This window comes from Streptomyces sp. CA-294286 (assembly GCF_050947155.1).
Taxonomy (GTDB): domain Bacteria; phylum Actinomycetota; class Actinomycetes; order Streptomycetales; family Streptomycetaceae; genus Streptomyces.
In genome coordinates this window covers 1,452,599-1,476,378 of record NZ_CP192005.1, presented here as the reverse complement: position 1 = coordinate 1,476,378, position 23,780 = coordinate 1,452,599, and the positions used below count along the sequence as shown (strand labels likewise).

Here is a 23,780-nt window from a genome sequence, read left to right as displayed (position 1 = left end):
AGTGGTACGCCTACCCCTGCCGGATGGGCCTAGGCTGTGGGAAAACAGTCCGTACGGCCCCATGAGGTGCTACGTGTCCCCGCGCCGCAACCGCCCCAAGGGCGGGACGAGTCCCACCACGCACACCGGGGGCGGCGGTGGCTCCGCGGAATTCCCGGACCGGTACGGACTCCAGCGCTCCGAGTCCTGGCAGGGCGAGGAGTGGCTCGTACGACAGGTGAGCGGGGCGAGTGCGCAGGGCAAGCGCTACCGCTGTCCCGGCTGCGACCAGGAGATCCCCTCCGGCGTCCCGCACGTGGTGGCCTGGCCGGACTACGGCGGCGTCGACGACCGCCGGCACTGGCACAAGGCCTGCTGGAACGCGAAGGACCGCCGCACCACGAAGGTGCAGCGGTCCCGCAACGCGCCCCGCCACTAGCGGGGCCGGCCGGCCTAGACGTCCCGCTTGTGCTGGACGAAGAAGGCCAGGCCCAGCACGACGGCGACCAGTGCCCCCATGAGGCCCAGGGACTCCCAGCCGGTCGGGCCGTCGTCCCCCATCGGGGTCCCGTAGAAGATGGCGAGCTGACTGGGGATCGAGTACTCCAGCAGGAACTGCTGCACGTCGCGCAGCCCCTCGGACATCATGAACAGCGCCATCACCAGCGGCAGCAGCACGACGCCGATCATGATGGTGATCGCACCCGCCGAGTGCCGGATGAGCGAGCCGACGCCCAGCGCGAGCAGCCCGAGCAGCGCGACGTAGGCACTGACGCCGACGGTCGCGCCCAGCCAGACGCTCCCCGCGGTGCTGCCGCCCAGGATGCCGGTGATCGCGGCGGAGACCAGAGCGGTGGCGACCAGGGTGATCACGAAGGTGAGCAGGAAGAAGACGATCGCCTTCGCCGCCAGTACGCGCGCCCGGCTGGGGCACGCGGTCAACGTCGTGCGGATCATGCCGGTGCCGTACTCGGAGGCGATGGTCATCACGCCGAGGGTGATCACCGGGATGATGCCGAGCAGGACGCCGACGAAGCCCAGCGAGACCGGCGACTCGCCCTCCGGGAGGTCGACGCTGCGCAGGGCGAGGGCGATGAGCGCGCCGAAACCGACGACGAGCACGACCATCACCCCGAGCGTCCAGATCGTGGACCGGACGGACCGGATCTTGGTCCACTCGGAGGCGAGGGCGTCCAGGAGCGTCGCGCGGCGCAGCGGAACGGGCGAGACGTACCCCGGGACGCCGGGGTGCGGCTGCTGCTGGTGCTGCTGGTACGAGGCCGGGGCCGGGGTCGAGGGTGTCGTCATCGGGCGTCCTCGGGGGTGTCGCTGCCGGGGGTGGAGTCGTCGTTCTTGGTGAGGCCGGGGCCGGTCGGCCCGGCGGGAGCCGGAGGCGCGGCCGGCGCGGCCTCCGGGGCCTGCCGGGCGTACGGGTTCTCGTCCGCCGGTACGGGGACGGGCGGGGCCGGCGCGGAACCGGGCACCCCGGGGTGCGGCTGCCCCGGCTGGGGCGGCGGCGGGGCGTACCAGCCGTGCTGCGGCGCGCCCTGCGGCACGACGGGCGTGCCGGGGGCGGTTCCGGGCGGCAGCTGGCCCGGCTGGGCGCCGTGCGGGCCCTGCTGGAAGCCCGCGAGCTGGTCGTCGGTGGAGCGGTAGTCGACGGCGGCCTGCGTCATCTGCATGTACGCCTCCTCCAGCGACGCCTGGTGCGGGGCCAGTTCCCACAGCCGTACGTCCGCCTCGTGGGCGAGGTCGGCGATCTGCGGCAGCGCGAGCCCGGTGACGCGCAGTGCGCCGTCGGGCTCGGACATGACCCGGCCGCCCGCCTCGGTGAGCACGGTGGTCAGCTTCTCCCGCTGCTGCGGCTCGGTCTGCGGGGTGCGGACCCGGGCGAAACCGGCCGAGTTGGCGGCGATGAAGTCACGGACGCTCATGTCGGACAGCAACTGCCCGCGACCGATCACGATCAGGTGCTCGGCGGTGAGTGCCATCTCGCTCATCAGGTGCGAGGAGACGAAGACGGTGCGCCCCTCGGACGCGAGCATCTTCATCAGGTTGCGGACCCAGAGGATGCCCTCGGGGTCCAGCCCGTTGACCGGCTCGTCGAAGAGCAGCACCTGCGGGTCGCCCAGGAGGGCGGCGGCGATGCCCAGCCGCTGTCCCATGCCCAGCGAGAAGCCGCTGGAGCGGCGCTTCGCCACGTCCTGGAGGCCGACGACGCCGAGCACCTCGTCGACCCGGGAGGCCGGGATGCCGGAGAGCTGGGCCAGCGACAGGAGGTGGTTGCGGGCGCTGCGGCCGCCGTGCACGGCCTTGGCGTCGAGCAGGGCTCCGACCTGGCGCGGAGCGTTGGGCAGCTCCCGGAACGGGTGGCCGCCGATCGTGACGTGGCCGGCGGTCGGCCGGTCGAGCCCGAGGATCATGCGCATGGTGGTCGATTTCCCGGAGCCGTTGGGCCCCAGGAACCCGGTCACGGTCCCCGGTCGTACCTGGAAGGAAAGGTTGTACACGGCCGTTTTGGCGCCGTAGCGCTTGGTCAGGCCGACTGCCTCGATCATTCTGCAGCCCCATCGACAGATCGTCGGGGCACGGTTCACGTGCGGTGATCCTGTGAGCCCCCGTAAGCAGTGAGAGCTTAACCAGGGGAAGGGGGTTCCGGCCAAGAACACAGGTTCGGATGCGCCGGGCGCGGTCTCAGGCGTCCCGCTTCTTCAGCACCAGCCAGCCGCAGACCAGCGCGGCCAGCACCCAGAGCACCATGATCCCGAACCCGCCCCAGGGCCCGTACGGGGCGATGTCCCCCTCCGGGGCGACGACCTGCATGACCTTGCCGCCTGCCTGGTCGGGGAGGTACTGGGCGACCTTGCGGGTCGCCGGCACGTTGCCCAGGATCGGCGTCAGCAGGAAGAAGAGCGGCATCAGGATGCCGAGCGAGAGCATCGGCGAGCGCAGGATCGCCGTCACCCCCATCGCGAACAGGGCGATCAGCGTCAGGTAGAGCGCCGCGCCGATCACCGCGCGCAGGACGCCCGGGTCGCCGAGCGAGGCCCTGTACGGGCCGAGCGCCGCCTGTCCGACGAAGAACGTCACGAAACTCGTGACGAGTGCGACCACGAAGGCGAGCAGCGTCGCCACGGCGATCTTGCTGAAGAGGAATAGGCCGCGGCGCGGCACTGCCGCCAGCGAGGTGCGGATCATCCCGGTGCTGTATTCGCCGCCGACCACCATCACGCCGAAAACGATCATTGCGAGCTGGCCGAGGCTGATCCCCACGAAACTGATGAACGTCGGATCGGCGAACTGGAGTTCGTGCGCGTCCATCTTGGCGAACTCGTTCTTGGACAGCGCGCTGATAAGGAATCCGAGACCGATGGTGCACACCGCGGCGAGAGCGAGCGTCGTCCCGGTGGACCGGACCGATTTGATCTTGGTCCATTCCGACTTCCATACGTATCCGGCATGCATCTCAGGTCCGCCATTTCGTCGGCTGCGCGTGTGCGTGGTACTCCACCGACTCCGCGGTGAGCTGCATGAACGCCTCCTCCAGGGACGCCTGCTGCGGGCTCAGCTCGTGCAGGACGACCTGGTGCCGCGCGGCCAGCTCGCCGAGTTCCTCGGCGCCCACGCCGTCCACTTCGAGGGCGCCGTGGCCGACGGTCACCGCGGCGATCCCGGCCCGGTGCAGCACGTCGAGCAACTGCTCCTGCTGCGGGCTGCGCAGCCGCACGTACGACCGGGAGTTGGTGCGGATGAACTCCGCCATGGACGTGTCCGCGAGCAGCCGCCCCTGTCCGATCACCACCAGGTGGTCGGCGGTCAGCGCCATCTCGCTCATCAGGTGCGAGGAGACGAAGACCGTACGCCCCTGGGCGGCGAGGGACTTCATGAGATTGCGGATCCAGTGGATGCCCTCGGGGTCGAGCCCGTTGACCGGCTCGTCGAACATCAGGATCTCCGGGTCGCCGAGCAGCGCGGCCGCGATGCCGAGCCGCTGGCCCATGCCGAGCGAGAAGTTCTTGGACCGCTTCCCGGCGACCGCGGTCAGTCCGACGACGTCCAGGACCTCGCCGACCCGGGAGGCCGGGATGCCGTTGCTCTGCGCCAGGCACAGGAGGTGGTGGTACGCGCTCCTGCCGCCGTGCAGGGCCTTCGCGTCCAGCAGCGCCCCCACGTACTTCAGGGGCTCTCTCAGCTCCGTGTAGCGCTTGCCGTCGATCCGCACGCGGCCCGCGGTCGGGCGGTCCAGGTCCAGCATCATCCGCATCGTGGTGGACTTGCCCGCCCCGTTGGGGCCGAGGAAGCCGGTCACGATGCCCGGACTCACGTGGAAGCTGAGGCCGTGCACGGCGACCTTCTCGCCGTACCGCTTCGTCAGGCCCGATACCTCGATCATGCCCGCCACGCTAGATGCGGACAAAGCCCCCCGCCACCGGGGGAGTGGCGAGGGGCTTCGGCGCCGTACCGGAGGTACGACGGGGTGGTGCTAGCGGGACTGCTGGGCCGGGACCCCGCGCGAGATCGGCTCGTCGTCCGCCGGGGCGCCCGCGGCGGCCACGGCCGCGCCGGTCAGCGTCGCCAGCATCTCGCGGACGTTGGTGAGCTGGGCGTTGATGGAGTCGCGGCGGTTGGTGAGCGCCGCCAGCTCCCGCTCGGACTCGCTGCGGATCCGGTCGGCCTTGGCGTTGGCGTCGGCCACGATGTCCTCGGCCTGGCGCTGCGCGGTCTCCACCGTCTGACGTGCCCGGCGCTCCGCGTCCGTACGCAGCTTCTCGGCCTCCAGGCGCAGCTGCTCCGCCCGGTGCTCGATCTCCGCGAGGCGCTTCTCCGCCTTCGCCTGCCGCGAGGCCAGGTCGCGCTCGGACTGCTCGCGGCGCTTGGCCAGGTTGGTCTCGAAGTCGGCCGCGGCCTGGGCGGCCTTGGCGCGGGTCTCCTCGAAGAGCGCGTCGGCCTCCTCGCGCTTCGACTGCGCGTCCTTCTGCGCCTCGGAACGGAGCGTGGTGGCGTCGCCCTTGGCCTTCTCGACGATGCGGACGCCCTCGTCCTCCGCCTTCGACTTGCGCTCGGCGGCGAACGACTCGGCGTCGTTGCGCACCTGCTGGGCGGCCGACTCGGCCAGCTCGCGGTGCTGCTCGGCGGCGCGACGGGCCTCCTCACGCAGGTCCTTCGCCTCCTCTTCGGCGAGGCGGAGGATCTTCTCCACACGGGCGCCGAGGCCGGCGTACGACGGCTCGGCATCGTTGACCTGGGCCTGGGCGTTCTGCGTTTCGAGGTGGAGCTCCTCGATGCGCTTCTCCAGGGAGGTGATGCGGGCGAGGGCACTGTCACGGTCGGCGAGCAGCTTGGCGATGCGGTCGTCCACCTGACCGCGGTCGTAACCACGTCGCACCTGCTCGAAGCCGTAGGGGGAGGCGGAAGTGTCGCTCATGGGGTTCCTGTCGAATGAGACCGGTGAGGTGATAGGGGGAATCCTAGGGGCCCAATGGGCGTGTCATCGAGCCAATGCGGTTTTGATCTGGAGAATGACACCCCTTTCGAGTGGCTGACCAGCAGACCGCTTGCCACTCGCACGGATGAACACCTCGTCAAACTCGGTTCAAACATGGCCGGTAATCACAGATCAATCACCACTGCGTCCGTACAAGCGGTGATCACTTGTGAGCACCGCCGACCGGTTCCTACCCGTCCGAAGACTTGCCACCCGATCGATTTCCGCCCGCAGCCGCACCGGCCTTGACACCGCCCGCACCCGAGCCGCCGGCCGGCTTGCCGCCCCCGGACGGTGCCTCGAATGATTCCAACGCCTCAAGTACGTCCTGGACACGGGAGATCTCGGTCTGAATGTCCTCGCGCCTGCGCACCAGGACGTCCAGCTCGCGCTTGCCCTCGGCGACCGTGCGCTCCGCCTCGGCCTTCGCCTCGTCCCGCAACTTCGTCGCCTCACGGACGAGTTCGGCCTTCTTCTGCTCGGCCTCCTTGAGCAACTGCTCGGCCTTCTTGACCGCCGCGATCCGGACCTTGCCGGCCTCGGAGCTCGCCTCGGACACCATCGCCCTGGCCTTCGCCTCGGCCTCCGCCTGCTGGTCCGTGGCCGCCTTCATCAGCTTGTCGACGCGCTCGCCCGCGGTCCTCATCTGCTCGGCGGTCTCGCGGCGCGCACGCTCGTGCAGCTCCTCGATCTCGCTCTCCAGCCGGGTCCGCAGCTCCTCCGCCCGCTCCCTTATGGCGGTGGCGTCCCGGCGCGCCCCGACCAGCAGCTCGTCGGCGTCCGTACGGGCCCTCTCCACCAGGGAGTTGCCCTCGACCTTCGACTCCGCGACCAGCCGCTCGGCCTCCTTACGGGCCGCGCCGACCATCGTGTCGGCCTGCTCCTCGGCCCGGGTCGCCGCCAGCAGCGCCTCCTCCTGGGCCTTCGCGACGAGCGTGTCCGCCTGCTCGGCCGCGTCCGCCCGCCGCTTGGCGGCAGCCTCGCGGGCCTCGTCCAGCAGCCGGTCCGCCTCGGCGCGCGCCTCGTTGCGCACCTGCTCGGCCGCCGCGTCGGACTCCTCACGGTGCTTGGCGGCCTCACTGCGGATGCGCTCGGCGGCCTGCTGGGCGGAGCCCACCGTGTCCGCGGCCTCGGCGCGCAGCCGCTCGGCCTCGTCCGTCGCCGCGGACAGCAGCTCCTCGGACTTGGCGGTGGCCTCCGCCACCAGCTTCTCCGCCTCGCCCGCGGCCTCCGCGACGAGCTTGTCGGCCTGCTCGGCGGCGTCGCTGCGCCGCTTGTCGGCCGCCTTGCGCGCCGCGTCGAGCACCTGCTCGCCGTCCGCGCGCGCAGCCGCCCGCAGCCGCTCCGCCTCCGCCTCGCCGTCCGCCCTGACCTGCTCCGCCTCGCTGCGCAGCTGCCGGGCGTCCTGCTCGGCGGTGCCCAGAACGGCGTTCGCCTGCGCGGTGACGCGCTCGGCCTCGGCGGTCGCCTCGGCGAGGGCGCGCGCGGCGTCCTCGCCGGCCTTCGCCCGTACCTCCTCGGCCTCCGTACCGATGCGCTCGGCCTCCGTACGGGCCTCGCCGATCAGCAGGTCCGCCTGCGCGGCCGCGTCGTTGCGGATGCGGTTGGCGTCCTCGCGGGCCTCCGCACGCGACTTCGCCGCGGCCTCCTCGGCCGCCGCCAGCGCGTCGGACGCCTCCGTACGGAGCTGCTGGGCGCGTTCCTGGGAATCCGCCCTGAGCCGCTCGGCCTCGGCGATGGCGTCGCCCACCGTGCGGTCCGCGAGGGCCTTCGCCGCCTCCGTCTCCTCCTGGGTACGGGCGCGCAGCCGGCTCGCGTCCTCGCCCGCCCGTTCCCGCTCGGCGTGCGCGTCGGCGCGGACCCGGTCCGCCTCCTCCTGCGCCTCCGCCGTGGTGCGCTGCGCCGCGTGCTCGGCGGCACTGCGCAGCCCCGCGATCTCCTCCTCGGCCTGCTCCTGGAGCCCGGCCACCGCGTCCCGCACCTGCTGGGCGGTCTGCTCGGCCGTCGACACCAGCTCCGAGGCCCGCCGGTCCGCGTCCTCGACCAGGCGCTGCGCCTCGGCCTGCGCGTCCTCGACCCGCTTGCGGGCGGAGGCCAGCAGCTCCTCGCTCTGCTCACGGGCCTGCGTGCGCTCCTGCTCGGCCTCGGCGCGGGCGCCCTCCAGCGTCTCGGACGCCTCGCGCCGTCGCCGTACCGCCTCCTCCTGCGCGGCGGCCAGCGTCTCCGCGGCCTCCGACGACACCCGCTCGGCGGCGGCCGCCGCCTCCGCGCGCACCCGGTCGGCCTTCTCCTGCGCCTCCGCCTTGAGCCGCTCCGCCTCCGCGGACGCCTCGTCGCGCAGCCGCGCCGCGACCGTTTCGCCCTCCGCACGGGACTGCGAGGCGTCCGACGCGGCCTCGGCCCGTACCCGCTCCGCCTCCTCCTCCGCCTGCGCCTGGAGGACCCGGGCGCGCTCGGCGGCCTCGCCGCGCAGCCGCTCGGCCTCCTCGCCCGCCTCGCGCCGGATCCGCCCGGCCTCGTTCCGGGCGCCGGTCAGCGCCTCCTCGGACGAGGCGAGCCGCTGCTCGGCCTCCGCGCGCAGCCGCTCCAGCTCCTCGTCGGCCTCCGTCCGACGCGCGGCGATGGCACGGTCGGCGTCCTCGCGCAGCGCCCGTACGGACTCCTCGGCCTCCGCCTTCGTGCGCTCCGACTGCTCCTCGGCCTCCGCCCGCAACTGCTCGGCCTCGGCGCGAGTGCGCTCCAGGGTCTCCTCGGCCTGCCTGCGCAGGGCGTTCGCCCGCTCAGTGGCCTCGGTGCGGACCCGCTCGCCGTCCGCACCGGCCGCCGCACGCAGCTCCTCGGCGTCCGTGCGCGCCTTGGTCAGCAGTTCCTCGGCGGTACGGGCGACCTCCTCGATCTGCTGGACGGCCTCCCGCCGGGCCTCGCCACGGATCCGCTCGCCCTCGGCCACGGCCTCCGAGCGCAGCTGCTCGGCCTCTCCGCGCAGCCGCCTGGCCTCCTCCTGGAGCTCGACCGTCCTGGCCCGGTACTCCTTGGTGTCGTCCTTGGCGGCGCCCTTGAGCTCGTCGGCCTGCTCGGCGGCGTCCCCGCGCAGCCGCTCGGCCTCGGCCTCCGCCTCGCGGCGGATCCGCTCCGCCTCCTCGGCGGCCTTGCGGGTGGTCTCCCGGGCGTCCTCGGACGCCTTGGTGAGGACCTCCTCCGCCGTCCGGGCGGCCTTCGCCAGCTGCGCGGCGGAGTCCTCGGCGGCGGCGGTACGGGCCTTGTCGGCGGCCTCGGCGACCATCCGCTCGGCCTCCGCGCGGGCGTCGGCGAGAGCCTGTTCGGCCTCCGCCTTCAGCGCCTCGGAGTCCTTCGTCGCCTCGCCGACGAGGCGGGCGATCTCCGCCCTGGCCGTGCGGGTGCGCTGCTCGTTGACGGACTCCGCGCCGGCCAGCTGCTTGGCGGCGGCCTCCTTCGCCTCGGCGAGGACCTTCTCCGACTCCAGCCGCGCCTCGCGCAGCGCGGTCTCCGCCTCCTGCATCCGCGCCTCGGCGGTACGGGACAGCTCGGCGGCCTGCTTGCGGGCCCGGTCGGACTCGGTGGTCGTGGTCGTCCGGAGCTGCTCGGCGTGGGTGGTGGCCTCCTGCGCCTGCGTGGACGCGGCGTTCAGCAGGCGCTCGGCGTCCTTGCGGGCGCGCAGCAGGATCGACTCGGCCTCGCTGCGGGCGGCCTCCGCGTCGGCGCCCAGGCGCTGGCGGGCCTCCTCGGCGATCCGGGTGGCCTCCGCGCGGGCGGCGGAGAGCGCCTGCTCGGCCTCGGCGCGGGACTCCTCGATCAGCCGGCGGGCCTGTGCCTCGGTACGGGCCCGGAGCTGCTCGGCCCACGCCACGTTCTCGTTGACGTGCGACTCGACGGTCTGCCGGCGTTCCGCCAGCTCCTGGTCGAGCCGCTGGCGGCGGGTGACCGCCTCCTGGTGCAACTCGGCCTGCAGGCGCGCCTGGTGCTCGGCGTGCTCCTGGAGGATGCGCTGCGTCTGGGCGCGGGCGTCGCGCAGCTCGCGCTCGGCGTCGGTGCGGAGCTGGTCCGCCTGGATCTGGGCGTTGCGGAGCAACTGCTCGGCCTGGTACCCGATGTCCGCCGCGTCGTAGGCGGGACGGGACGCGAGGTTGCGGCGCGCCTCGTGGAGCTTGGCGCGCAACACCTCGACCTGGTAGCCGAGGTCCTCGGCATGCTGGACCGCCTTCTCCCGCTCGGTCTTCAGCCGGTCCATCTCGGCCTCGAACCGCGAGAGATGGTCGGATTCAGCCCGCTGAGGGCTCTCCTGGCTTTCGTAGCCCCGCACTGCGCGGTCCCATCCGTCCCCTGGTCGCAACGTGGTCGTCGTGACTCTCTTGTCGTACGTCACCGTCGTCGTACGTCTTTTCGCCGTACGCCGTCGTACGTCTTGCCGTCCGGCCCCACCCTGTCAGCAGGCGGGCCCCCGGGGGAATGGTGTCAGATCGACAGCGGGCCACAACTCGCAGGCCCCGATCCCGGCCCCGGCCCGGAACGGCCCACTCTACCGGCCGGGTCGGGGATGGGTCAGTGGTCCTACTCGGAGGCCTCCGCGGGCGCCGGTGCGGACGTGACCAGTTCGGTCAGCACGCCGTGGCAGTCCTTCGGGTGCAGGAACGTGATGCGCGACCCCATGGAGCCGATCCGGGGCTCGTCGTACAGCACCCGCACGCCCTTGCCGCGGATGTCGTCCGCGTCCCCGTCGACGTCCCCGGTCCCGAAGGCGATGTGGTGGACCCCCTCGCCGTTCTTCGCGAGCCACTTGCCGACGGCGGAGTCGGGGCGGGTGGGCTCCAGGAGCTGGAGGTAGGTGGCGCCGCCGTCGGAGGTCCCGTTGACCCTGATCATGGCCTCGCGGACACCCTGCTCCTCGTTGACCTCGGTGTGGTGGACCTCGAATCCGTAGGTGGCGCGGTAGAACTCGACGGTCCTGTCGAGGTCGTGGCAGGCAATTCCGATGTGGTCGATTCGCGTCAGCATGGGTCAAGTGCAGCGTGCGGGAGGGCGGTTACGCAACGTGCGCGCCGTCACACCCGATGGCCGATGACGTGCGGGTACCGCGTCAGTACATTCATGTAAACCCTCGTTCACTCCCAACCTCCTAGGGGCCGAGCTTCATGCCTGGAACTCCCGGAACCACCTCCGTCATCGTCGCGGGCGCCCGTACCCCCATGGGCCGTCTGCTCGGATCCCTGAAGTCCTTCTCCGGAGCCGACCTCGGCGGCTTCGCGATCAAGGCGGCCGTCGAGCGTGCGGGCATCGGCGGCGACCAGGTCCAGTACGTGATCATGGGCCAGGTGCTCACGGCCGGAGCGGGCCAGATTCCCGCCCGCCAGGCCGCCGTCAAGGCCGGTATCCCGATGAACGTGCCCGCGCTCACCGTCAACAAGGTGTGCCTCTCCGGCCTGGACGCCATCGCCCTCGCCGACCAGCTGATCCGCGCCGGCGAGTTCGACATCGTGGTGGCCGGCGGCCAGGAGTCCATGACCAACGCCCCGCACCTGCTGCCGAAGTCCCGCGAGGGCCACAAGTACGGCGCGATCGAGATGCTCGACTCCATGGCGTACGACGGCCTCACCGACTCCTTCGACAACATCCCCATGGGTGAGTCGACCGAGAAGCACAACGCCCGCCTGGGCATCGAGCGCGCCCCCCAGGACGAGTTCGCCGCCCGCTCCCACCAGCGCGCGGCAGCCGCCGCCAAGAACGGGATCTTCGAAGCCGAGATCACCCCGGTCGAGGTCCCGCAGCGCAAGGGCGACCCGGTGCTGGTCAGCAAGGACGAGGGCGTACGCCCCGAGACCACCGCGGAGTCCCTCGGCAAGCTGCGCCCCGCCTTCGCCAAGGACGGCACGATCACGGCCGGCACCTCCTCGCAGATCTCCGACGGCGCGGCCGCCGTCGTCGTCATGAGCAAGGCCAGGGCGGAGGAGCTGGGCCTGGAGTGGCTCGCCGAGATCGGTGCGCACGGCAACGTCGCGGGCCCCGACAGCTCCCTCCAGTCGCAGCCGTCGAACGCCATCCGGCACGCCCTGAAGAAGGAGGGCCTGGACGTCGAGGACCTCGACCTCATCGAGATCAACGAGGCCTTCGCTGCGGTCGGCGTCCAGTCAATGAAGGACCTCGGCGTGTCCCCGGAAAAGGTGAACGTCAACGGCGGCGCCATCGCCCTGGGCCACCCCATCGGCATGTCCGGCGCACGCGTCGTGCTGCACCTCGCCCTGGAGCTGAAGCGGCGCGGCGGCGGAGTCGGCGCGGCGGCACTGTGCGGCGGCGGCGGTCAGGGCGACGCGCTGATCGTCCGCGTACCGGGGAAGTAACCCCCCGTACGCCCTTCCCACCTGGTTGATCGAGCGGAGCTGAGCGATGCAGGACGTCCCCACGCTGGTGGAACAGGCCCGGGAAGGGCGGCCCAGGGCCGTGGCCCGGCTGATCTCGCTGGTCGAGGGGGCGTCCCCGCAGCTCCGCGAGGTGATGGCAGCACTGGCGCCGCTGGCGGGCAACGCGTACGTGGTGGGCCTGACCGGCTCCCCGGGAGTCGGCAAGTCGACGTCCACCTCCGCGCTGGTCGCCTCCTACCGGCGCGCGGGCAAACGGGTCGCGGTACTCGCTGTCGACCCGTCCTCGCCCTTCTCCGGCGGCGCACTGCTCGGCGACCGCATCCGCATGGCCGACCACGCGTCCGACCCCGGCGTCTACATCCGCTCGATGGCCACCCGCGGCCATCTCGGCGGCCTCGCCTGGGCCGCCCCGCAGGCCATCCGCGTCCTGGACGCGGCCGGCTTCGACGTGGTCCTCGTCGAGACGGTCGGCGTCGGCCAGTCGGAGGTGGAGATCGCCTCGCAGGCGGACACGTCCGTGGTCCTCCTCGCCCCCGGCATGGGCGACGGCATCCAGGCGGCCAAAGCCGGAATCCTGGAGATCGGCGACGTGTACGTGGTCAACAAGGCGGACCGGGACGGGGCCGACGCGACCGTCCGCGAGCTGAACCACATGCTGGGGCTCGGCGAGTCCCGCGGCCCCGGCGACTGGCGTCCGCCGATCGTCAAGACGGTCGCCGCCCGGGGCGAGGGCGTCGAAGAGGTCGTCGAGGCGCTGGAGAAGCACCGGGCGTGGATGGAGGAGCGAGGGGTGCTGGCGGAGCGGCGGGTGGCCCGCGCCTCCCACGAGGTGGAGACGATCGCGGTCACCGCGCTGCGGGAGCGGATCGGGGACCTGCGCGGGGACCGGCGGCTGGACGCGCTGGCGGCGCGGATCGTGGCGGGGGAACTGGACCCCTACGCTGCGGCGGACGAACTGGTGGCGGGGGTCACGGAGGGCTGACGTCAGTCGTCGGTGCCGGCGGAGTCCGACGTCCGGGCCGAGTCCGACGTGCGGGCCGAGTCGGGTGCCTTCGCGGCGCCCGGTGCGTCCGCGGTGCCCGACCTGTCCTCGGTGTCCGACCTGTCCGTGGTGCCCGACGTGTCCCCCGCCCGGTCGTCGGGCCCGTCCGCGGAGTCCGCCGCCGGTTCGTCGGTGGCGTCCTCCGCCCGGTCGTCCGACGCGTCGTCGTCCTGCTGCTCCGGGACGACGACCGCCCTGCCCGTCCTCGCGTCCACGGTGACGTCGTGCCCGGCGCCCTTCGCGTCCTGGATCTCGACCTCCCAGTGGCCCCGTTCGAGGTCGGCTTCGGTGACCGAGCCCGGCGTCGCCCCGAGAGCGGCCTCCATGGCCTTCTGCACGGCGACGGGGGCGCTCTTCGGCGCGTGCCGGTCGCGGTCGTCGGCGCCGGTGCCGGTGTCGACGTGGTCGCGGAGCACCTTCGTGCCCGCCGCGTCGAGGGTCACCTCGTGCCACTCGCCGTCCTTGCCGAACACGTCGACGTCCCACTCGTGGCCGTCGTCCTCCAGCTCCAGGCCGGTCACGGTGCCGGGGACGGCCGAGGCGGCCTTCGCGACGGCCCTGTTCGCGTCGGCGGCGGTGACAGCGGCGGCGGGCCGGGGAGCGCTGTCGTCGGCCGGCAGGCTCAGTGCCGTCGCCGTACCCCCTGTGACCAGTACGGCGGCGACGGCGGCGGCGATGACGGTCTTGCGCTTCATGGGGTTCCTCCGGAAGTCGTGCCCTGCTCGGTACGTCCACCAACCTGGACCCGCGGACCTGAACGGCGGCTGAAAGCGCCTGAAGGCCGTTTCAGGTTCGTCCTGCGACCCTTGTCCCCATGCGTCTGTTGATCGTGGAGGACGAGAAGCGGCTCGCGGTGTCCCTGGCAAAGGGGCTCACCGCCGAGGGCTTCGCCGTGGACGTGGTCCACGACGGGCTGGAAGGGCTGCACCTGGCGGGCGAGCACGCCTACGACCTGCTGATCCTCGACATCATGCTGCCCGGGATGAACGGTTATCGGGTGTGTTCGGCCCTGCGCGCCGCGGGCAACGACGTGCCGATCCTGATGCTCACCGCCAAGGACGGCGAGTACGACGAGGCGGAGGGGCTGGACACGGGCGCGGACGACTACCTCACCAAACCCTTCTCGTACGTCGTGCTGGTGGCCCGCATCCGCGCGCTGCTGCGGCGGCGGGGCGGCGCGGCGTCCTCCCCGCTGCTCGTCGTCGGCGCGCTCACCCTCGACACCGCCGCCCGCCGCGTACACCGCGAGGAGGTGGAAGTGCCGCTGACGGCCAAGGAGTTCGCGGTACTGGAACAGCTCGCGCTGCGGCCCGGGGCCGTCGTCAGCAAGGCGGAGATGCTGGAGCACGTCTGGGACTTCGCGTACGACGGCGACCCCAACATCGTCGAGGTCTACATCTCCACACTGCGCCGTAAGCTGGGCGCCGCACGCATCCAGACGGTGCGGGGCGCCGGGTACCGGCTGGTGGCGATCTGATGCGCTCCGTACGGGCCAGGGCCGCCCTCGGGGCCACCGCCGTCGTCGCCGTCGCACTGATCGCCGCGGGGCTCGCCGTGCTGCTCGTCCTGGGCGCCAAGCTCACCGACCAGACCGACCTCCAGGCCGAGGTCACCGCCCAGGGGGTCGCCTCGCAGCTCGCACTGGGTGTGCCGTACGACAGCCTGGACCTGCCCGACACGGAGGACAGGCCGGTACAAGTCCTGAATGAAAACGGGGAGTTGGTGCTCGCGAGCGACAAACTGGAGGCGATCTCGGGCACCGGGAGTGCCCGGGTGCGGCCGGACCGGCGGCCCGGGGAACAGCCCCCGGGCGAGGACGGCGACGACCCGGGCGAGCGTGCGGATGCCGGCCACGGCGAGGTCTCCCGCGACGAGCCGCGCTTCACCACCGGTACCGCCACCGTCGACGGCGACACCGCCGACTACCGGTTCGCCGCGGTCGAGGCCACCACCGGCTCGGGTGCCACGGTCACCGTGTACGCGGGGGTGCCGCTCACCGACGAGAAGGACGCCGTGGGCACGGTCCGGTCCGCGATGCTGGTGGGGCTGCCGGCGCTCCTGGTGGTCGTGGGCGGGGTGACGTGGCTGGTCACCCGGCGTGCACTCCTTCCCGTGGAGGGCATCAGGCGGCAGATGGCGACGATCACCGCTTCCGAGGACCTGTCCCGCCGGGTTCCCGTCCCCGGCACCCGGGACGAGGTGGACCGGCTCGCCGTCACCACCAACGAGACCCTGGCCGCCCTGGAGACCTCCGTCGAGCGCCAGCGACGCTTCGTCGCGGATGCCTCGCACGAGCTGCGCAGCCCCATCGCCTCGCTCCGCACGCAACTCGAAGTCGCCTTCGCGCACCCGGAACTGCTGGACCTGGAAGGCGCCGTGCAGGACACCGTCCGGCTCCAGGACCTGGCGGCCGATCTGCTGTTGCTGGCCCGGCTGGACGCGGGCGAGAAGCCCGGGACGGCGCGCGTGGACCTGTCCGCCCTCGTCCGGTCGGAAGCAGGGCGGCGGGAGGCCGCCGGGCGGGCGACCGTGGTGGCGGAGGCCGCGGACGCGGTGCACGTCACTGGCTCGCGCGGGCAGTTGACCCGGCTGCTGGGCAACCTGCTTGACAACGCGCAGCGCCACGCGGAGAGTTCGGTCACGGTGGCGTTGCGAACGGAGGCCGGGCGGGCCGTCCTGGAGGTCGCCGACGACGGGGCGGGGGTCCCGCAGGCCCAACGGGAGCGGATCTTCGAGCGGTTCGTCCGGCTCGACGACGCGCGCAGCCGGGACGACGGCGGGGCGGGGCTGGGCCTCGCCATCGCCCGGGACGTGGCACACCGGCACGGCGGCACACTCACCGCGGGTCGGGCGGCGGGCGGGGGAGCGGTGTTCACCCTCGTGCTGCCGGTTGCCTGACGTGGGTCTGTCGTAGCGGGGTGGCTCACGTCCGGTCCGGCGAGCGGTGTTCGTCCTCGTGCTGCCGCTTGCCCGACCCACGTGCTGTCGTAGCGGGGCGGCTCAAGTCCCTTCCGGTGGGCGGCGTTTCCCTCGTGCTGCCGCTCGCCGGACCCACGTCCTGTCGTAGCGAGGTGGCTCCGGCCCGTCCGGCAGCTCCGACGACGGCCCGCGGTACGGCACCGCCGCGCCGACGCGCTCTGCCGCGTCGGGCCTGCCCCGGCCTACGCCTAAGCCTTGCCGCGACGGCCGCGCAGTTCGTCGGTGATGGGGGCCAGCACGGTGCGCAGGTGCAGGAGTTCCTCCGCCGACATCATGTCGATGAAGTGCCGGCGCACGGAGGTCACGTGGTGCGGGGCGACCTTCTGCATCACCTCGCAGCCCTGGTCGGTGAGGACGGCGTACAGGCCGCGGCGGTCTGACTCGCAGTTCTCGCGGCGAACCAGGCCCGCGGTCTCCATGCGGGTGATCTGGTGCGAGAGACGGCTCTTGGACTGGAGGGTGGCGGAGGCCAGGTCGCTCATCCGCATCCGCTTCTCGGCGGACTCGGAGAGGTTGACGAGGATCTCGTAGTCGTTGTTCGTCAGCCCGAACGGTTGGAGGTCCTTCTCCAGCTGGTGCATCAGCAGTTTGCTGGCGTCCAGGTAGGTGCGCCAGGCGCACTGCTCGGCATCGCTGAGCCAGGGAGTGGCGGCATTCTCATCGGAGGAGCTGTCCATGGAGGGCATGGTGGGATTCTACCTAAGAAGTTGAATGCTGGACAAAAAGGGGGAGTCCGTGAGTGTGATGCGAGGCACTCGCAACAGCCCGGCCGTCGCATCACACTCCGCAGACTACCGCTCACAGTCCGAAGCGCCGCTGGAGGTCCCCGAGTTGGCCCGGCATGCGGGGCGCGGAACCCTGGGAGCCGCCCTGCCCGCCGCCGCCCGGCACCCCGGCGTTCTGCCCGCCGCCGCCGACCGCGCCGACCGCCTGCTCGGCCATCAGCTGCTCGGTCGACTGGAGCAGTACCGTACCGGCTCCGACGAACTCGAACTGGTGCTCCTCGCCGGAGGCCCCGCCGACGCCCGTCATGGCGCGCAGCCCGCCCAGGACCCCTGCCATGTACCCGTGGTCGTAGTGGTGGCAGGGGGAGGGGCAGTCCGCCCAGCCCACCAGGGCCTGCGGGTCGACGCGGATCGGCGGCTCCATGAAGACGACCGGCCCGTTGGAGGCCGCCACGAACTTGCCCGTGCCGATCAGGGTCAGGAAGCCCGGCACGATCGACTGCTTGAGCGCGAGGGTCGGCTGATACGCGAGGAGGTTGCCCGCCCGGATGGTCAGGTTCCCCTCCTCCAGGTCGAAGGAGTTCACGTCGAAGGCGCGGTCGGCGAGCAGCATCTTGCCGCTGCCCTCCGCCACCACCCAGTCGCTCGCGTGCAGCGGCGAGTGGAAGGACGTGCGCATCAGCCGGTCGAAGCGGCCGTGCCCGATCCCGTTGAACTCGATCTGCCCGTAATAGGCGATCATCTTGCCCTTCTGGAGGAACCACTGGCTCCCCTTGAGCTCCACGCAGAAGGTGTAGGAGTTGACGTTGTCGTCCGCGGGCAGCGTGTGCGGGTCGAAGACGGTGGGCCCGCCGGCCGTAGGGGTACTCACAGCTTCTCCTCCGAGGCCTGTACGAACACCGTGCCGCTGCCGGACAGCTCCAGCTGGAACGCCTCGCCCGAGCCGCGTCCCACCATGTCGCGCCAGCCCAGCGCCGTCGACAGCTTGTTGCGCACGTCGCCGTGGTGGGCCACGTACGCCTGCGGGTCCACGTGGATCGGGCGCTGCGGGGTGATCGGCAGCTCGATCACGCCGCCGTGCGCCATGACGGCGACCGCGCCCTGCCCCTTCAGTGTCGTCGTGAAGAGGCCCTGCCCGGTGACCTGGCCGCGCACCATGCCCATCACGCCGCCCTGCGAGCCCATGAACATCGTGCCCTGCTGGAGGGTGCCGTCGAAGGCGAGGAGACGGTCGGCCTCCACGTACAGGGTGTCCCCGGCGAGGTTGATCACCTGGATGTGGTGGCCGCCGTGCCCGAACATCACCGTGCCGCTGCCCTCGACCGTCATGAGAGGGGTGGACTCGTTGGCCACCCGGCGGCCGATCATCGACATGACGCCGCCCTGGCCGCCGCTGATGTTGGGGGTGAAGGACACCTCGCCCCGGTACGCGAGCATCGCCCCGCGCTGGCTGTACATCTTCTGGCCGGGCGCGATCTGCGCCTCGACCATCCGGGAGTTGATCTCGCGGAACGGCATCAGACGTCGCCCCCGACGGTGTTGCGCTCGCTGGGCTGGACGTACACCAGACCGTCGCCCTCGAAGCGGATCTGGAAGGCCTCGCCGGAGCCCTCGCCGATGAGGGTGCGGAAGTTCACCCCGGACTGGAAGGACTGGCTGAGGTTGCCGAGGTGCGCGATGTACGCGCCCGGGTCCACCTGGAGCGGGTACTGCGGGGTCACCCGCAGCACGACGGCCTGGCCGTCGGAGAGGATCGCGGCCTGGCCGTGCCCCTCCACGGTGGTGGTGAACAGACCGTTGCCGGTCGCCCCGCCGCGCAGCCCGGTGAACGACGTGCCGGTGCGCAGCCCCGCGTCGGTGCACAGCAGGTTGCTGGACTCGACGTAGAGCTTGTCACCGGTGAGGTTCACCAGGTTGATCTCGCCGGCGCGGTCGGCGAAGAAGCACGTGCCGTGCCCCTTGGCCTCCATCACCGTCATCTGTTCGCCGGTGAGCCGGCGGGTCACCATGCCCCGCACACCGTCACCGCCGCCGGACATCTTCTTAAAGGCGATCTGGCCGTCGTACGCCACCATGGAGCCGTTTTTCGCCTTGACGGCGTCCCCGGTCATGTCGACGGCGAGCACCTTGCTGCCTTGGAGTCGGAACTGAGCCACGGGCTCGACGGTATCGGGCGCGCGTCGCGGCTGCCAGGGCCCGCGGAAGGAGTCCGCCCCCGACCGGACCCTGAGCCAAGGGTTGGCAAAGCCGGATGCCACAATGTCCGGAGCGCTTGTGCATACGTTCACAAGATCGCCGCCGCTGCTGTTCGCTCCCGACGACGAAGGTTGCCCTTCCGTGGATCTCAAGACCGCTTCCGCCCTCCGCCGCCTCCGCCTGGTCTCCGCCCCCGAGGCGGTGTCGTTCCTGCTGCTGCTCGTCTGCTCGGTCCTCAAGCGCACCACGGACTTCAACGCGGTGCCGGTGATGGGCGCGGTCCACGGCCTGCTCTTCGTGCTGTACGTGCTCTTCTGGGCGGACGCCTGGAACCGCACCAAGTGGTCGCTGAAGACCGCCGCCTTCTACTTCGTGATGTCGGTGCTGCCCGCCGGCGGCTTCTTCGCGGAGCGCAAGCTCAAGGACGAGGCCGAGAACGCCGTGATCGCCGCCCGCGCCCGCAAGGAAGGAACGGTCGCCGCATGATCCTCGCCTTCTCCGTGACACCGCTGGGCGTGGGCGAAGACGTCGGGGAGTACGTGGCGGACGCGGTCCGCGTGGTGCGTGAGTCGGGGCTGCCCCACCGCACGGACGCGATGTTCACCTCCGTCGAGGGCGAGTGGGACGACGTCATGGCGGTCGTCAAGCGCGCCGTGGCCGTCGTCGAGGCGCGGGCGCCGCGGGTGTCCGTCGTGATGAAGGCAGACATCAGGCCGTCCGTCACCGACGGGCTGACGTCCAAGGTCGAGACGGTGGAGCGGTACCTGTCCTCCTGACGCACCTTTCCCGAGCAACCCGAGCAACCCGAGCAACCCGAGCAACCCGAGTATCCCGAGCAACCCCTGGTCAGCGGGCCAGGGGTTTTCTCGTACCCGGGGTTGAGCAGTCGCTCAAAAGCGCGTACCTTCCGTTTGAGCAGTCGCTCAAACAAGCCGACGACCGGGGTGAGGACATGAAGCAGGCGAAGCCGCTGTACGTGGAGGCGCTGATCCGCGCCGATCAGGAACTCCTCTGGGAGCGCACCCAGGAGCCCGCCCAGCACCAGCGGTGGGACCTGCGGTTCACCGAGATCGACTTCCTGCCGCGCCGCTCGCCCGACGAGCCGCAGCACTTCCGGTACGCGACCCGGGTACTGCCCTTCGTCACCGTCTCCGGCACCGGGATCAGTGCGGGCGAGCGCCACCGGCCCGACGGCACCCGCACCTCCGCCCTGCGGTTCGCCTCCGCGCACCCGCTCTCCCTCCTCGCGTGGGGCAGCGGCTACTGGCGGTACGTGCCGACGCCCGACGGGGTCCGCTTCGTCACCGGATACGACTACCGGACGCGCTGGGGCCGCTTCGGGGCGGTCGCCGACCGATTCGCGTTCCGGCCGTTCATGGGGTGGGCGACCGCTTGGTCCTTCGACCGGCTGCGGCTGTGGCTGGAGCGGGGGACGAGCCCGGCGCGGCTGCTGGGACGGGCGGTGGGCGAGTTGGCCGCCCGTACCGCGGTCGCCGTCCTCGCGGTCGTACTGGCGGGCAGCGGACCCGCGCTCGCCGTCCACGCGCCCGCACTCGCCGGCGGCGCCCCCGTCCTCGCCGCGGCGCTCCTCGCGGCGGCCGTCCTGCTGCCGCCCCTGCCCGGCACGCCCGCCGCGCGCCGCTGTTCGCGCACGACGTCCGCCCCGGCCCGTACGCCCTCGATCCTCGCCACCCTGGAGCCCCGATGACCCCCGCCCGCCACGCATCCGTCTTCCGCACCGCCATGGGCGACGACGCCTTCGACCGGCTGCACCCCATGCTCCAGCGACGCTTCTCCGTCGGCCTGGACAGCGGGGAGGCGTGCGTGGGGCGCGGGGTGATGGACCGGATATGGCACGGGCCCGGTTTCGTACGGCCGTTCCTCCGGCTCGGGGCGAAGCGCAACATCCTGGTGCCGGAAGCCGGACGGCACGTGCCCTTCGTCATCGAGAACGTCCCGTACACCGACTCCCACGGCCGCGAGACCGTCACCTTCGTGCGGACCTTCCACTTCCCCGGCGGGCCCCGCCGCTTCGACGCCACCATGATCCACAGTCCGGAGCGCGACTGCGTCCTCGACTACCTCGGCACCCACCAGCACCTCGCCAGCGACCTCCACTTCTCCGCCGACCGGCACGGCGGCCTGGTGATCCGCTCCGGCGAGCACCGCTTCCGGGAGGGCCCCGTCGACGTCCGCGTCCCGCACCTGATCGGCGGCGACGCCGAGGTCAGGGAGTCGTACGACGAGCGGACAGGGCGCTTCCTGATCCGTGTCAGGGTGACCAACCGGCGGTTCGGCCCGCTCTTCGGGTACGAAGGGTCCTTCCGGGCCGCCTTCCTGGACGCGACAGCGCACGGCATCCGGCCGGGGCTGCGCCCGATACGCGAGGAGGTCCGCGCATGAGCGCCACGGAGACCAGGGAGAAACTGCTGGCGGGGGCGTTGCGGACGCTCTCCGAGCAGGGCATCGCCAAGACGTCGGCGCGCAGCATCGCGACGACCGCCGGGGTGAATCAGGCACTCGTCTTCTACCATTTCGGGTCGGTCGACGAACTCCTGGCCGCCGCCTGCCGGTACGGCGCCGAGCAGCGTGTCGCCCGCTACCGGCTGCGCCTCGCCGCGATCACCACCCTCGCCGAACTCCTCGAATTCGGCCGGGTCATGCACGAGGAGGAGAAGCGCGGCGGCCACGTGGCCTTCCTCGGCCAGCTCCTCGCCGGGGCACAGACCCAGCCCCGACTGGCCCCGGCGACCGCGGCCGGCCTCGACCTGTGGATCGAGGAGATCGAGAAGGTGCTCGGCCGGGTCCTGGAGCACAGCCCCGTCGCCGAGTTCACCGACCCGGCGGGCCTCGCCCGCGCGGTGGCCGCCGCGTTCATCGGCCTGGAGCTGTACGAGGGCGTGGACGAGATCGGCGCCGCCGGCGCGCTGGACGCACTGGAGCAGCTGGCCGGGCTCATCGGCGTACTGGAGGACCTGGGTCCGGTGGCCCAGCACGCCGTCAGGCTGGGGCTGCGCAGGGCGAAACGCCAGAACACCCCGTCGGACCGGCGCATCCCGTAGCGCGGTCCGGTGCGGTAGCTCCATCGGACGCCCCGAGTCGACACGACCTCATATCTGACGTTTCGTGGCTTTCGTGGGGTATGGGCCTCACGGGATCAGCTTGGAGGCCGCGTGTTGCCGGAGGGCTACGACTACGAGAAGCACAGCCGTCTCGCCGGGCCGCTGACGGACCCGGGGAAGGGTTCCTACACGGTCCAGTACACGAGTCTGCTCTCGAAGGAACCCCACCGAATACGAGCCGTCCTCCTGATGACGCTCGCGCCGATCCTCTCGCTGGTCCTGCTGGCGTACTTGGTGTGGCCCTCGCACTGGACCGAGCGGGAGAACGCCGACCCCTGGCTGGTCCGCGCCGACCACGTGATGCTGGGCTCCATCGCTCTGATCATGTTCTTCATGTTCATGAACGTGGCGTCCATCGCGCACGCGACGATGGTCGCCCGCGACCCGGTCCCGGTGCACGCCCGCAAGGGAACCCGCGTCGCGTTCCTGACGACGTACGTCCCGGGCAAGGAGCCCCTCGCCATGGTCCGCGCCACGCTCGAAGGCGCGGTCAAGGTCCGCCACCGCGGGCGGTGCGACGTCTGGCTCCTCGACGAGGGCGACGACGCCGAGGCGAAGGCCCTCTGCGCCGAGCTGGGCGTGAAGCACTTCACGCGCAAGGGCGTCCCCGACTGGAACCAGAAGAAGGGCCCGCACCGCGAGAAGACCAAGCACGGCAACTACAACGCCTGGCTGGCCATGCACGGCAAGGGCTACGACTACTTCGCGTCCGTGGACACCGACCACGTCCCGCTGCCCAACTACCTGGAACGGATGCTGGGCTACTTCCGCGACCCCGACATCGCGTTCGTCGTCGGCCCCCAGGTGTACGGCAACTACCGGGCCTCCGTCACCAAGGCCGCCGAGTCGCAGCAGTACCTCTTCCACGCCCTGATCCAGCGCGCCGGGAACCGCTACCGCGCCCCCATGTTCGTCGGTACGAACAACGTGGTGCGCGTCAGCGCGCTGACCCAGGTCGGCGGACTGTACGACTCGATCACCGAGGACATGGCGACCGGCTTCGAGATCCACCGCCGCAAGAACCCGCGCACGGGGCACTTCTGGCGCTCGGTCTACACCCCCGACGTGCTCGCGGTGGGGGAGGGCCCTTCGTCCTGGACGGACTTCTTCACCCAGCAGATGCGCTGGTCCAGGGGCACCTACGAGACGGTGTTCAAGCAGCTCTGGAAGGCGCCCTTCCGGGTTCCGCCGGGGCGGCTGCTCAACTACGGCCTGATGCTCCTCTACTACCCCATGACCGCGGTCAACTGGCTCCTGGGCATTCTGAGCTGCGTGCTGTTCCTGTGGTTCGGCGCGTCCGGCACCCAGGTCTCCACCTCGGTCTGGCTGATGCTCTACAGCGACGCCGTCGCCCTGCAGATCGGCCTCTACCTCTGGAACCGCCGCCACAACGTCTCGCCGCACGAGCCCGAGGGCTCCGGCGGCCTGGCCGGCATGGCGATGTCCGCGATCTGCGCACCGATCTACCTCAAGTCGCTCGGCGCGGCGGTCGTCGGCCGCCGCGGCAAGTTCGTCGTGACCCCCAAGGGCGGCGAGGTCAGCCCCGACCGGCTGCTGACGTTCCGCATCCACTTCTTCTGGGCGGCGATCCTGATCGCGTCGCTGTGGGCGTCCGTCCAGTACGGCAACACGCACGCCGCGATGCGCACCTGGGCCGTACTGGCGCTGATCATCACGCTCGCCCCGGTGACGGTCTGGCTGTGCGGCAAGTACGCCGAACGCGGCAGCAGGAAGGATGCGGCAGCCGGAGCCGTCCGCCGACGCGAGCGCCGCAGGAGGCCCGCGCGGGCCTACGCCACGATCGAGCCGGAGGGCACGGCAGCCGCCACCGCCGGCTCACCGGCCGCCGTCGGAGCCACCACCACCGGAGGGAAGTGA

General features: G+C 71.7%; 23 protein-coding genes. 11 read left to right on the top strand and 12 right to left on the bottom strand.

The features are described from left to right. Window positions 1-73: 73 nt before the first annotated feature. Window positions 74-418 carry an ATP/GTP-binding protein gene (locus tag ACQPZG_RS11060; RefSeq protein WP_433549358.1) on the top strand — a complete coding sequence of 115 codons (345 nt, stop codon included), beginning with the start codon at window positions 74-76 and terminating at the stop codon, window positions 416-418. Between the two features lie 14 nt (window positions 419-432). Here the strand turns inward: ACQPZG_RS11060 and ACQPZG_RS11055 are convergent, their stop codons facing one another. The 7 genes from ACQPZG_RS11055 to mce form a co-directional block, all read right to left on the bottom strand. Further along, a complete protein-coding gene (locus tag ACQPZG_RS11055; protein WP_433545633.1) occupies window positions 433-1,287 on the bottom strand; it encodes an ABC transporter permease subunit in 855 nt (284 codons plus the stop codon). Then, on the bottom strand, window positions 1,284-2,537 hold the full coding sequence (locus ACQPZG_RS11050; RefSeq protein ID WP_433545632.1) for an ABC transporter ATP-binding protein: 1,254 nt from the start codon (window positions 2,535-2,537) through the stop codon (window positions 1,284-1,286). Before ACQPZG_RS11050 ends, ACQPZG_RS11055 begins: the two co-directional genes overlap by 4 nt. A 136-nt stretch (window positions 2,538-2,673) precedes the next feature. Next, window positions 2,674-3,444, bottom strand: a complete 771-nt coding sequence (locus tag ACQPZG_RS11045; protein ID WP_433545631.1) for an ABC transporter permease — start codon at window positions 3,442-3,444, stop codon at window positions 2,674-2,676. A gap of 1 nt (window position 3,445) precedes the next feature. Further along, window positions 3,446-4,372 (bottom strand): ABC transporter ATP-binding protein, encoded by a 927-nt coding sequence (locus tag ACQPZG_RS11040; RefSeq protein ID WP_433545630.1) that lies wholly within the window; start codon window positions 4,370-4,372, stop codon window positions 3,446-3,448. A gap of 90 nt (window positions 4,373-4,462) precedes the next feature. Then, entirely contained in the window at window positions 4,463-5,404 is a 942-nt protein-coding gene (locus ACQPZG_RS11035; protein ID WP_433545629.1) for a cellulose-binding protein, read from the bottom strand. 250 nt (window positions 5,405-5,654) lie between these two features. Then, complete coding sequence (scy, locus tag ACQPZG_RS11030; RefSeq protein WP_433545628.1) at window positions 5,655-9,785, bottom strand: polarized growth protein Scy; 4,131 nt, start codon at window positions 9,783-9,785, stop codon at window positions 5,655-5,657. A gap of 248 nt (window positions 9,786-10,033) precedes the next feature. After that, the gene (mce, locus tag ACQPZG_RS11025) at window positions 10,034-10,477 is read right to left on the bottom strand and encodes a methylmalonyl-CoA epimerase (protein ID WP_433545627.1); all 444 of its coding nucleotides are present in this window, start codon (window positions 10,475-10,477) and stop codon (window positions 10,034-10,036) included. A gap of 137 nt (window positions 10,478-10,614) precedes the next feature. Here mce and ACQPZG_RS11020 point away from each other — a divergent pair, with 137 nt between their 5' ends. Together ACQPZG_RS11020 and meaB are read left to right on the top strand one after the other, a co-directional pair. Continuing rightward, a complete protein-coding gene (locus ACQPZG_RS11020) occupies window positions 10,615-11,817 on the top strand; it encodes an acetyl-CoA C-acetyltransferase (protein WP_433545626.1) in 1,203 nt (400 codons plus the stop codon). Window positions 11,818-11,863: 46 nt separating this feature from the next. Continuing rightward, on the top strand, window positions 11,864-12,820 hold the full coding sequence (gene meaB / locus ACQPZG_RS11015; protein WP_433545625.1) for a methylmalonyl Co-A mutase-associated GTPase MeaB: 957 nt from the start codon (window positions 11,864-11,866) through the stop codon (window positions 12,818-12,820). A 2-nt stretch (window positions 12,821-12,822) separates the two neighbouring features. Here meaB and ACQPZG_RS11010 read toward each other — a convergent pair whose 3' ends face one another. Further along, the gene (locus tag ACQPZG_RS11010) at window positions 12,823-13,575 is read right to left on the bottom strand and encodes a PepSY domain-containing protein (RefSeq protein WP_433545624.1); all 753 of its coding nucleotides are present in this window, start codon (window positions 13,573-13,575) and stop codon (window positions 12,823-12,825) included. A gap of 119 nt (window positions 13,576-13,694) precedes the next feature. Between ACQPZG_RS11010 and ACQPZG_RS11005 the strand changes: the two genes are divergently transcribed. Further along, window positions 13,695-14,357, top strand: coding sequence for a response regulator transcription factor (locus tag ACQPZG_RS11005; RefSeq protein WP_433545623.1), 663 nt, complete (start codon window positions 13,695-13,697; stop codon window positions 14,355-14,357). Then, window positions 14,357-15,778: a sensor histidine kinase gene (locus ACQPZG_RS11000; protein ID WP_433545622.1), complete on the top strand. Its 1,422-nt coding sequence runs from the start codon at window positions 14,357-14,359 to the stop codon at window positions 15,776-15,778. Before ACQPZG_RS11005 ends, ACQPZG_RS11000 begins: the two co-directional genes overlap by 1 nt. A gap of 269 nt (window positions 15,779-16,047) precedes the next feature. Here ACQPZG_RS11000 and ACQPZG_RS10995 read toward each other — a convergent pair whose 3' ends face one another. The 4 genes from ACQPZG_RS10995 to ACQPZG_RS10980 form a co-directional block, all read right to left on the bottom strand. Continuing rightward, window positions 16,048-16,536 carry a MarR family winged helix-turn-helix transcriptional regulator gene (locus ACQPZG_RS10995; RefSeq protein WP_433549357.1) on the bottom strand — a complete coding sequence of 163 codons (489 nt, stop codon included), beginning with the start codon at window positions 16,534-16,536 and terminating at the stop codon, window positions 16,048-16,050. Between the two features lie 121 nt (window positions 16,537-16,657). After that, a complete protein-coding gene (locus tag ACQPZG_RS10990) occupies window positions 16,658-17,455 on the bottom strand; it encodes an AIM24 family protein (RefSeq protein ID WP_433545621.1) in 798 nt (265 codons plus the stop codon). Beyond that, on the bottom strand, window positions 17,452-18,102 hold the full coding sequence (locus tag ACQPZG_RS10985) for an AIM24 family protein (protein ID WP_433545620.1): 651 nt from the start codon (window positions 18,100-18,102) through the stop codon (window positions 17,452-17,454). Before ACQPZG_RS10985 ends, ACQPZG_RS10990 begins: the two co-directional genes overlap by 4 nt. Next, window positions 18,102-18,740 (bottom strand): AIM24 family protein, encoded by a 639-nt coding sequence (locus tag ACQPZG_RS10980; RefSeq protein WP_433545619.1) that lies wholly within the window; start codon window positions 18,738-18,740, stop codon window positions 18,102-18,104. The genes ACQPZG_RS10985 and ACQPZG_RS10980 overlap by 1 nt, the downstream gene beginning before the upstream one ends. A gap of 181 nt (window positions 18,741-18,921) precedes the next feature. Between ACQPZG_RS10980 and ACQPZG_RS10975 the strand changes: the two genes are divergently transcribed. The 6 genes from ACQPZG_RS10975 to ACQPZG_RS10950 all read left to right on the top strand — a co-directional run bounded on the left by ACQPZG_RS10975 (window position 18,922) and on the right by ACQPZG_RS10950 (window position 23,780). Next, entirely contained in the window at window positions 18,922-19,266 is a 345-nt protein-coding gene (locus tag ACQPZG_RS10975) for a DUF3817 domain-containing protein (RefSeq protein WP_433545618.1), read from the top strand. Then, window positions 19,263-19,556 (top strand): MTH1187 family thiamine-binding protein, encoded by a 294-nt coding sequence (locus tag ACQPZG_RS10970; RefSeq protein WP_433545617.1) that lies wholly within the window; start codon window positions 19,263-19,265, stop codon window positions 19,554-19,556. The genes ACQPZG_RS10975 and ACQPZG_RS10970 overlap by 4 nt, the downstream gene beginning before the upstream one ends. Window positions 19,557-19,732: 176 nt before the next feature. Continuing rightward, window positions 19,733-20,488 carry a hypothetical protein gene (locus tag ACQPZG_RS10965; protein ID WP_433545616.1) on the top strand — a complete coding sequence of 252 codons (756 nt, stop codon included), beginning with the start codon at window positions 19,733-19,735 and terminating at the stop codon, window positions 20,486-20,488. After that, window positions 20,485-21,183: a DUF4166 domain-containing protein gene (locus tag ACQPZG_RS10960; RefSeq protein WP_433545615.1), complete on the top strand. Its 699-nt coding sequence runs from the start codon at window positions 20,485-20,487 to the stop codon at window positions 21,181-21,183. The genes ACQPZG_RS10965 and ACQPZG_RS10960 overlap by 4 nt, the downstream gene beginning before the upstream one ends. After that, entirely contained in the window at window positions 21,180-21,842 is a 663-nt protein-coding gene (locus ACQPZG_RS10955) for a TetR/AcrR family transcriptional regulator (RefSeq protein ID WP_433545614.1), read from the top strand. The genes ACQPZG_RS10960 and ACQPZG_RS10955 overlap by 4 nt, the downstream gene beginning before the upstream one ends. A 111-nt stretch (window positions 21,843-21,953) precedes the next feature. Then, the gene (locus ACQPZG_RS10950; RefSeq protein ID WP_433545613.1) at window positions 21,954-23,780 is read left to right on the top strand and encodes a glycosyltransferase family 2 protein; all 1,827 of its coding nucleotides are present in this window, start codon (window positions 21,954-21,956) and stop codon (window positions 23,778-23,780) included.

What these genes read in the sequence shown, in the direction of transcription:
- ACQPZG_RS11055 (WP_433545633.1), bottom strand. Translation starts at nt 1,287, where the DNA reads ATGACGACACCCTCGACCCCGGCCCCGGCCTCGTACCAGCAGCACCAG.
- ACQPZG_RS11050 (WP_433545632.1), bottom strand. Translation starts at nt 2,537, where the DNA reads ATGATCGAGGCAGTCGGCCTGACCAAGCGCTACGGCGCCAAAACGGCC.
- ACQPZG_RS11045 (WP_433545631.1), bottom strand. Translation starts at nt 3,444, where the DNA reads ATGCATGCCGGATACGTATGGAAGTCGGAATGGACCAAGATCAAATCG.
- ACQPZG_RS11040 (WP_433545630.1), bottom strand. Translation starts at nt 4,372, where the DNA reads ATGATCGAGGTATCGGGCCTGACGAAGCGGTACGGCGAGAAGGTCGCC.
- ACQPZG_RS11035 (WP_433545629.1), bottom strand. Translation starts at nt 5,404, where the DNA reads ATGAGCGACACTTCCGCCTCCCCCTACGGCTTCGAGCAGGTGCGACGT.
- mce (WP_433545627.1), bottom strand. Translation starts at nt 10,477, where the DNA reads ATGCTGACGCGAATCGACCACATCGGAATTGCCTGCCACGACCTCGAC.
- ACQPZG_RS11020 (WP_433545626.1), top strand. Translation starts at nt 10,615, where the DNA reads ATGCCTGGAACTCCCGGAACCACCTCCGTCATCGTCGCGGGCGCCCGT.
- meaB (WP_433545625.1), top strand. Translation starts at nt 11,864, where the DNA reads ATGCAGGACGTCCCCACGCTGGTGGAACAGGCCCGGGAAGGGCGGCCC.
- ACQPZG_RS11010 (WP_433545624.1), bottom strand. Translation starts at nt 13,575, where the DNA reads ATGAAGCGCAAGACCGTCATCGCCGCCGCCGTCGCCGCCGTACTGGTC.
- ACQPZG_RS11005 (WP_433545623.1), top strand. Translation starts at nt 13,695, where the DNA reads ATGCGTCTGTTGATCGTGGAGGACGAGAAGCGGCTCGCGGTGTCCCTG.
- ACQPZG_RS11000 (WP_433545622.1), top strand. Translation starts at nt 14,357, where the DNA reads ATGCGCTCCGTACGGGCCAGGGCCGCCCTCGGGGCCACCGCCGTCGTC.
- ACQPZG_RS10995 (WP_433549357.1), bottom strand. Translation starts at nt 16,536, where the DNA reads ATGGACAGCTCCTCCGATGAGAATGCCGCCACTCCCTGGCTCAGCGAT.
- ACQPZG_RS10985 (WP_433545620.1), bottom strand. Translation starts at nt 18,102, where the DNA reads ATGCCGTTCCGCGAGATCAACTCCCGGATGGTCGAGGCGCAGATCGCG.
- ACQPZG_RS10970 (WP_433545617.1), top strand. Translation starts at nt 19,263, where the DNA reads ATGATCCTCGCCTTCTCCGTGACACCGCTGGGCGTGGGCGAAGACGTC.
- ACQPZG_RS10965 (WP_433545616.1), top strand. Translation starts at nt 19,733, where the DNA reads ATGAAGCAGGCGAAGCCGCTGTACGTGGAGGCGCTGATCCGCGCCGAT.
- ACQPZG_RS10960 (WP_433545615.1), top strand. Translation starts at nt 20,485, where the DNA reads ATGACCCCCGCCCGCCACGCATCCGTCTTCCGCACCGCCATGGGCGAC.
- ACQPZG_RS10955 (WP_433545614.1), top strand. Translation starts at nt 21,180, where the DNA reads ATGAGCGCCACGGAGACCAGGGAGAAACTGCTGGCGGGGGCGTTGCGG.